General features: G+C 41.5%; 6 protein-coding genes. 3 read left to right on the forward strand and 3 right to left on the reverse strand.

Annotated features, from left to right (window positions below):
• The first annotated feature begins 261 nt into the window (after window positions 1-261).
• Entirely contained in the window at window positions 262-906 is a 645-nt protein-coding gene (locus KYJ26_RS22695) for a glycosyltransferase (protein ID WP_257475192.1), read from the forward strand.
• A gap of 60 nt (window positions 907-966) precedes the next feature.
• Here KYJ26_RS22695 and KYJ26_RS22700 read toward each other — a convergent pair whose 3' ends face one another.
• The 3 genes from KYJ26_RS22700 to KYJ26_RS22710 form a co-directional block, all read right to left on the reverse strand.
• A complete protein-coding gene (locus KYJ26_RS22700; protein ID WP_219170273.1) occupies window positions 967-1,536 on the reverse strand; it encodes a sugar O-acetyltransferase in 570 nt (189 codons plus the stop codon).
• A gap of 202 nt (window positions 1,537-1,738) precedes the next feature.
• A complete protein-coding gene (locus KYJ26_RS22705) occupies window positions 1,739-3,040 on the reverse strand; it encodes a M20 family metallo-hydrolase (RefSeq protein WP_219170275.1) in 1,302 nt (433 codons plus the stop codon).
• A gap of 221 nt (window positions 3,041-3,261) precedes the next feature.
• Window positions 3,262-4,131 (reverse strand): sulfite exporter TauE/SafE family protein, encoded by an 870-nt coding sequence (locus tag KYJ26_RS22710; protein WP_257475193.1) that lies wholly within the window; start codon window positions 4,129-4,131, stop codon window positions 3,262-3,264.
• Window positions 4,132-4,214: 83 nt separating this feature from the next.
• On the opposite strand from KYJ26_RS22710, the gene KYJ26_RS22715 reads away from it, so the two are divergent.
• Together KYJ26_RS22715 and KYJ26_RS22720 are read left to right on the forward strand one after the other, a co-directional pair.
• Window positions 4,215-5,054, forward strand: coding sequence for a LysR family transcriptional regulator (locus KYJ26_RS22715; protein ID WP_219170277.1), 840 nt, complete (start codon window positions 4,215-4,217; stop codon window positions 5,052-5,054).
• A 156-nt stretch (window positions 5,055-5,210) separates the two neighbouring features.
• Complete coding sequence (locus tag KYJ26_RS22720; RefSeq protein WP_257475206.1) at window positions 5,211-6,131, forward strand: helix-turn-helix domain-containing protein; 921 nt, start codon at window positions 5,211-5,213, stop codon at window positions 6,129-6,131.
• Window positions 6,132-6,194 lie beyond the last annotated feature (63 nt).

Here is a 6,194-nt window from a genome sequence, read left to right on the forward strand (position 1 = left end):
CCTCCATAGAACACTTTATGTCGAAAGTGTCTGGATGGTGAGGACAAGCAACTCATTTTCATAAAAAATGGACAACTTTTTTCACCCTATAAAATCTTCAATAGATCAGATTCCTTTTTCTGAGCCCATAGCCGTTTACAATGGAGGGTGATGAACGTAGGTATGTTAACTAAGGTCCGTCCCTCCCCTATTTCATAAATTTTAACATATTTTTCTATAAATGTTTGGAATAAAGAAGCAGATGATAAAAGGAGAACATTAATGACTGGAGGAATGAAATTGAAAAAGTTTGGGGTTCTTTTGTTCGTTGTCCTGATTTCCCTTTTTTCATTACCATTAATGCCTGAAGCCAAGCAGGATTCTTGTTTAAGTGAAGCGAGTATAATGGCACGGGAAGAAATGAGGACACTATGGACCGATCATGTCTTCTACACAAGGAATTATATCATTAGTGAAGTCGATGGGTTGGAGGATACTGATGTTGTACTGGCAAGGTTGCTTCAGAATCAAAAGGATATCGGGAATGCAATCAAACCCTACTATGGAGAAAAAGCAGGTGACAAATTAGCCGACTTATTAACCGAACATATAATACTGGCAGGAAAAATCGTAGGTGCTGCGAAAGGTGGCAAATCGGCTCAAGTAGAACAACTTAATAAAGAATGGTATCAAAATGCCGACGATATTGCCCGATTCTTATCAAATGCCAATCCCTATTGGTCTGATAAGAAATTGAAAGATTTGCTATACATGCATCTACAGTTCGTTACCGATGAAGCAGTGGCACGGATTAATAAAGATTGGAAAGCTAATATCAAAAGCTTTGATGAGGGGAAGGCGCATATCCTTCATTTGTCTGATGCCTTATCTGATGGAATATTGAAGCAGTTTCCTGAAAAGTTTTAACTAAAGGAGCTGGGAAGTCGGTCTTCCCAGCTCCTCTTTTCTATCTTATTCCTACCATTATCATTTCTCTTCCAAATCAATTTTTTTGATGACGCGGGCAGGATTACCACCGATCACTACATTGGATGGGACGTCTTTTGTAACAACAGCACCGGAAGCGATCACTACATTATCTCCTATATTCACTCCAGGATTAATGATAGCACCTCCGCCAATCCAGCAGTTGTCCCCGATAGTGACAGGCTTTCCAAATTCAGGTCCCTTATTACGCTTGACGGGATGGACGGGATGAGTTGCTGTGTAAATATGTACCCCAGGTGCCAGCATGCAATTTTCTCCGAAGCGGACTTCGCACACATCTAATATCACACAGTCAAAATTAGCAAAGAACTTATCTCCTACGTGTATATTGTATCCATAATCACATCTAAAGTTTGGCTCAAGATAAACCGTCTCCCCCGTTGAACCGAATAGCTGTTTTATAGCAGCCACTCTTTCATCTCCTTCTTCTTCTGTTGTAAGATTCAATACCCGCGTCAAATAACGGGCATTTTTCCTCTCTTCCATTAATTGCGGATCCCATGGTTCATAAAGTTCACCATCAAGCATTTTCTGTTTTTCAGTTTTCATGTTGACCTCCGTCTTTATTAGCTTATTAAGTTAAATATTAACTTAAATATTTTCAATGCGCAAACGATTGCATTAAATGATGCCTTGCTTAATCATTTGATCATTTTTAATCTCTTCACACGATTAATATTATGTGAAAATAAGCTATCTCTAGTGGTTGATTAGAGATAGCCCCCTTTATATCGACATAGCTTTTAACTCTTTAATCTTTATTGTTAGAAGAATAAGAAGAATACTCGGCTTTATCAGGAACAAGGTGACTGTCTCCTCGTTTCAGACAAATGCGCATTGCGGTGGCGTAAAGAAGTTGAACACCTTTTACAATATCATCCATCTCGGCAAATTCTAATGGATTATGACTGATGCCTTTTTCACAGCGGACGAAAATCATGCCATAATCACTGATATAGGACATGATCAAGGCATCATGGAATGGTCCGCTCATTAAGGTCGGAGAATCGAATCCGAGCTTTTGGTCTTCTTCTTTCATGATTTCCTTGATCCAATCTGCACAGTACCTTGGTTCACTCCGTGTATCTTCTTTAATTTCGTATTTAAGATGGTACGTTTTAGTGGTTTCTTCAATTAATTGATATAGTTTACGCTCAAGTATTGTACGTGCTTGAACGTCGATATCCCGCAGGTCGATGGTGAACTCTATCTTTTCGGCAATGATATTCCTGGAATTTGGAAATACCTGCATGCTTCCGACAGTCCCTACCGTTGTGTTCGTTCCTTCTTTTTTGACCAGTTCATCAAACTTCCGGATGATTTGTGAAGCACCTACAAGAGCATCCTGCCTCATCGACATAGGTACGGATCCTGCATGCCCTGCAAATCCTTCAAGTGTTACCGTCAGCCATATCGGGCCAGAAATCCCAGAAACAATACCTACCGGCTTGTCTTTCCCTTCAAGTACCGGACCCTGTTCTATATGGAGCTCCAAAAAGGCTTCGATGTCTCCTTTCTTGTACACAGGACTTTCCGTCAAGTCCGTATCGACACCAAACTCTTTCAACGCCTCCCTCCTTGTCACTCCATTCTTGTCTTTTCGTTCGAGCTCCCCTTCTTCCAGCATCCCAGCTAAAGCTCTTACACCGAAGATTCCTTTGTTAAAACGGCTTCCTTCTTCATCGGAAAAACATATCACTTCAATGGTGCGTTCTGGGATGATACCATTGTCATTCATGCTGTGAACGACTTCAATTGCTCCAAGCGCTCCGACTGTTCCATCGAATCTTCCGCCGTATGGCTGGGAATCTATATGAGATCCAAGAATAAGGATTGGTTTGTTTTTATCCCGCCCCTCAAGCCTCCCAATGAGATTTCCAAACCCATCAATTCTGGGCGTTAATCCGGCATCTGCCATCCAGCCTTTTACCAGATCCACTCCCTGCCGATCTTCTTTTGAATGTGCCAGTCGGCAAACCCCTGTTTCTCCTATCTTCCCAATTTCAGCTAACTCTTCCAGATGACGTTCTAATCTTCCCCGATTAATTTTCATAGAATCACCCTTTGTTAACATATTTTAATACTTATTGACATTGTATAAGCTACTGCGTTCCTAATCATTAGACACATTGTCTATAAATCAAGGAAGGTTGAGCAGTAAGCTCTAAAGCTATGTATGATAATGTTCTCTGTTATGACTAGGTTCGATAGCTGTCGCGATTTATCCTTCACGTTTTCACAATTGACAAAAAAAAGAGAGGTTTTTCACCTCTCTTAATAATTTGCCGTTCTTTTTGACTGTTGCACTGAATAGATCAGTATTCCGAAAAATACGAGAACCGCTCCCAAAATCAAACCCAGTGAGACTGATGCTATGGAAAGCATCTTGAAAACGACACTCACAGCTACCACCATATAAAGGATCGCCAACATTCGTTTGACGATGACACCTGAGAACCGTTTTAGCTGGATGGATCCGATTGGTGTGCCGATCAGCGCGCCTATGATAAGCAGGATCCCGTGTCTATAGTCAAGTGACTCCCCTGTATACATAAAGGATGCAATCCCAGATAATACGATGATCGAAGCAGCCGAAATACTGGTCCCAATCGCTTTATTCAGATCCAGTTTAAGCCACTTTGTAAGTAACGGTGTCATGACAAATCCCCCGCTGACTCCCATAAGTGAGGAAATCATTCCTGTGAATAGTCCAATGACCGGTGCCGCAAATGATCCTTTTGCTTGGGTATCTTCTTGACGTTTACTGAAGAACTGATAAGAAAACCAACTTAAGATGCCAATGTAAACAATTGATATAAAGGTAGATGCTCCATTTATGGAATCAAGCCATTTTACAAATGGTACAGTCATAACGGAGCCTATCACTCCGGACACCCCTAAGAGGACTGCCAATTTCTTATTGACGTTCTTTAATCGCAGATGTGAGACAGTACCTGTCACTGTTGACCCCAATGTAAGCATTAAAGATAGTATGATGGCCTGACTGGGTTCATACCCCAGAACTAATAAAGTAGGAGTAAGGACGATTCCGCCTCCTATGCCAAAAAAACCGGAGATGATGCCAATGACGGCCCCACCTATCATAAATAAAATCCATTCCATGTCGTACGTCACTTCCTTCATGTAACATTATACCTCGAGATTAGTTATAATAGAAATGAATAATGATAATATAGTCGATTACGTTTTATAATGGAGGGGGCATAATGCAACTGGACTGGATTCGGACGTTTGTTACACTCGCGCAACTTCAGCATTTCACTAAGACGAGTGAATACCTGAATTTATCGCAACCAACCGTCAGTGTTCATATCAAAAAATTAGAACAGAGCCTGGGAACGGCTCTTATCCATCGTTCCTCCACCAATCAGCAATTCGAGCTGACACCTGCTGGAGAGCAGGTGTTTGAGTATGGGAAAGAAATGATGGAGTTGTGGAGATCGATGGAACAGGTCAATCAGAAGAAAGAAGAAATCCAACTACGGATTGGCTCTACCCATACGGTCAGCGATGTTCTGCTACCGGACTTTGTCAAAAAAATAAAAGTTCTCAATCCTCAAGTTCGTTTACAATTGATGATCCATAACCACGAGACAATTGTAGAAGCCTTGAATTCGAATGAGCTCGACCTTGCCCTTGTTGAGGGAACGAAGGGATTAGAGCCGTTTCATGTAGAGGTGATCAGTCGGGATGAACTCCGCTTCTTCGCGAGCAGCAGGATGAATCTTCACTCTTCTCCTTTCATATTGAGGGAACAAGGTTCAGGTACGAGGGAATATGCGGATGATTTCTTAAGGTCGGAGCGCATCGTCCCGGTTGAAATCCTTGAAGCAAGCAGCCATTTCCTCATTAAGCAACTCGCTGTGAGGGGCCTTGGCATCGCATTTCTCTCGAGCTCCATGGTCAAAGAAGAAGTGATTCAAGGAAAACTCGTCCCAATCGAACCTTACGTCATCCACCGCCCCTTTTATGCCGTTCATCCTGAACACATATCTTCACTATCCGTCATAAAAGAGCTGGTATCCTTGATTGATGATACGAATTAAATGGAGAGGGACGGACCTCGAACTTAGGTCCGTCCCTCTTAAAGCAAGAATTGAAATATTTTTTACACACACTCAAGCAATACTTGATATGAAATTCAGTTATCAACAGATAGACTTAGATTATACTTTTAAAACGAGGTGAGTATTTTGTTTGATATGACAAAGGTTGGGAAACAGATTGCACAATTAAGGAAGAACCAAAACATTACACAGATGGCGCTCGCTGATCGGCTTGGGGTCAGTTTCCAGGCGATCAGTAATTGGGAGCGGGGACAAACCATGCCGGATATATCCAAATTACCCGAACTAGCTAGTATATTCAGTATCAGCATCGATGATTTGTTAGGCAATAGTAAAGGGACAAAGCTGGTGAAAGATTTGGTTGATAATGAGTCTTTGGTTGAATCACATCCAATTGATAAGGATGAGTTGATTCATATTGCTCCTATTCTAAGTGAGGATATTGCAGACAGATTGTATCATAATGTAGATGGTGAGCTATCACTGGAGGATCTGGCATTGATTGCTCCTTATATTCATCAGAATTCAATTGATCAATTAGCCAACAGACAATTTAAAATGAATGGTCTTGCAGGATTGACCTCCATTGCCCCTTACATCAGTCAGGGTAAAATTGATGAATGTGCCCGGAAAGAACTTGAGTCAATAGGGATGGAAGGATTGGCATCTATGGCAGCATTCATTAGCCCAATGGTTATTGATGAGTGTGCCAAGAAGGAATTCGAGGCGAATGGAATAATAGGTCTTGCCGCTCTTGCTCCGTTTATCAGTCAATCCGTTATAAATGAGTGTGCTCAGAAGGAGTTTCAATCGAATGGTTTAGATTCCTTATCTGCAATTGCCCCATTTATCAGTCAAGAAACGTTAAGTCAATGTGCTAAAGAATCTTATCTTAGGAATGGAATGCATTCCGTCGTTTCCATCGCCCCTTTCATTCAGAAAGAACTACTCAATGAACTTGCCATAGACGCCATCACCAAAAAAGGAATGAAGGAAATCATCCCGATCATGCCATACATCGACCACCACATCGTTGAGGAACAAATTATTAAATAAGAAAGAGGGACGGACCTCCTAATGGAGGTCCGTCCCTCTTTCTTATTTACCCGTTCGCTTCAG

It is taken from the genome of Rossellomorea orangium, assembly GCF_019334305.1.
GTDB lineage: Bacteria > Bacillota > Bacilli > Bacillales > Bacillaceae_B > Rossellomorea.

Coding starts and splice junctions, on each gene's coding strand:
- KYJ26_RS22695 (WP_257475192.1), top strand. CDS start 262: ATGACTGGAGGAATGAAATTGAAAAAGTTTGGGGTTCTTTTGTTCGTT.
- KYJ26_RS22720 (WP_257475206.1), top strand. CDS start 5,211: ATGACAAAGGTTGGGAAACAGATTGCACAATTAAGGAAGAACCAAAAC.
- KYJ26_RS22710 (WP_257475193.1), bottom strand. CDS start 4,131: ATGAAGGAAGTGACGTACGACATGGAATGGATTTTATTTATGATAGGT.
- KYJ26_RS22705 (WP_219170275.1), bottom strand. CDS start 3,040: ATGAAAATTAATCGGGGAAGATTAGAACGTCATCTGGAAGAGTTAGCT.
- KYJ26_RS22700 (WP_219170273.1), bottom strand. CDS start 1,536: ATGAAAACTGAAAAACAGAAAATGCTTGATGGTGAACTTTATGAACCA.
- KYJ26_RS22715 (WP_219170277.1), top strand. CDS start 4,215: ATGCAACTGGACTGGATTCGGACGTTTGTTACACTCGCGCAACTTCAG.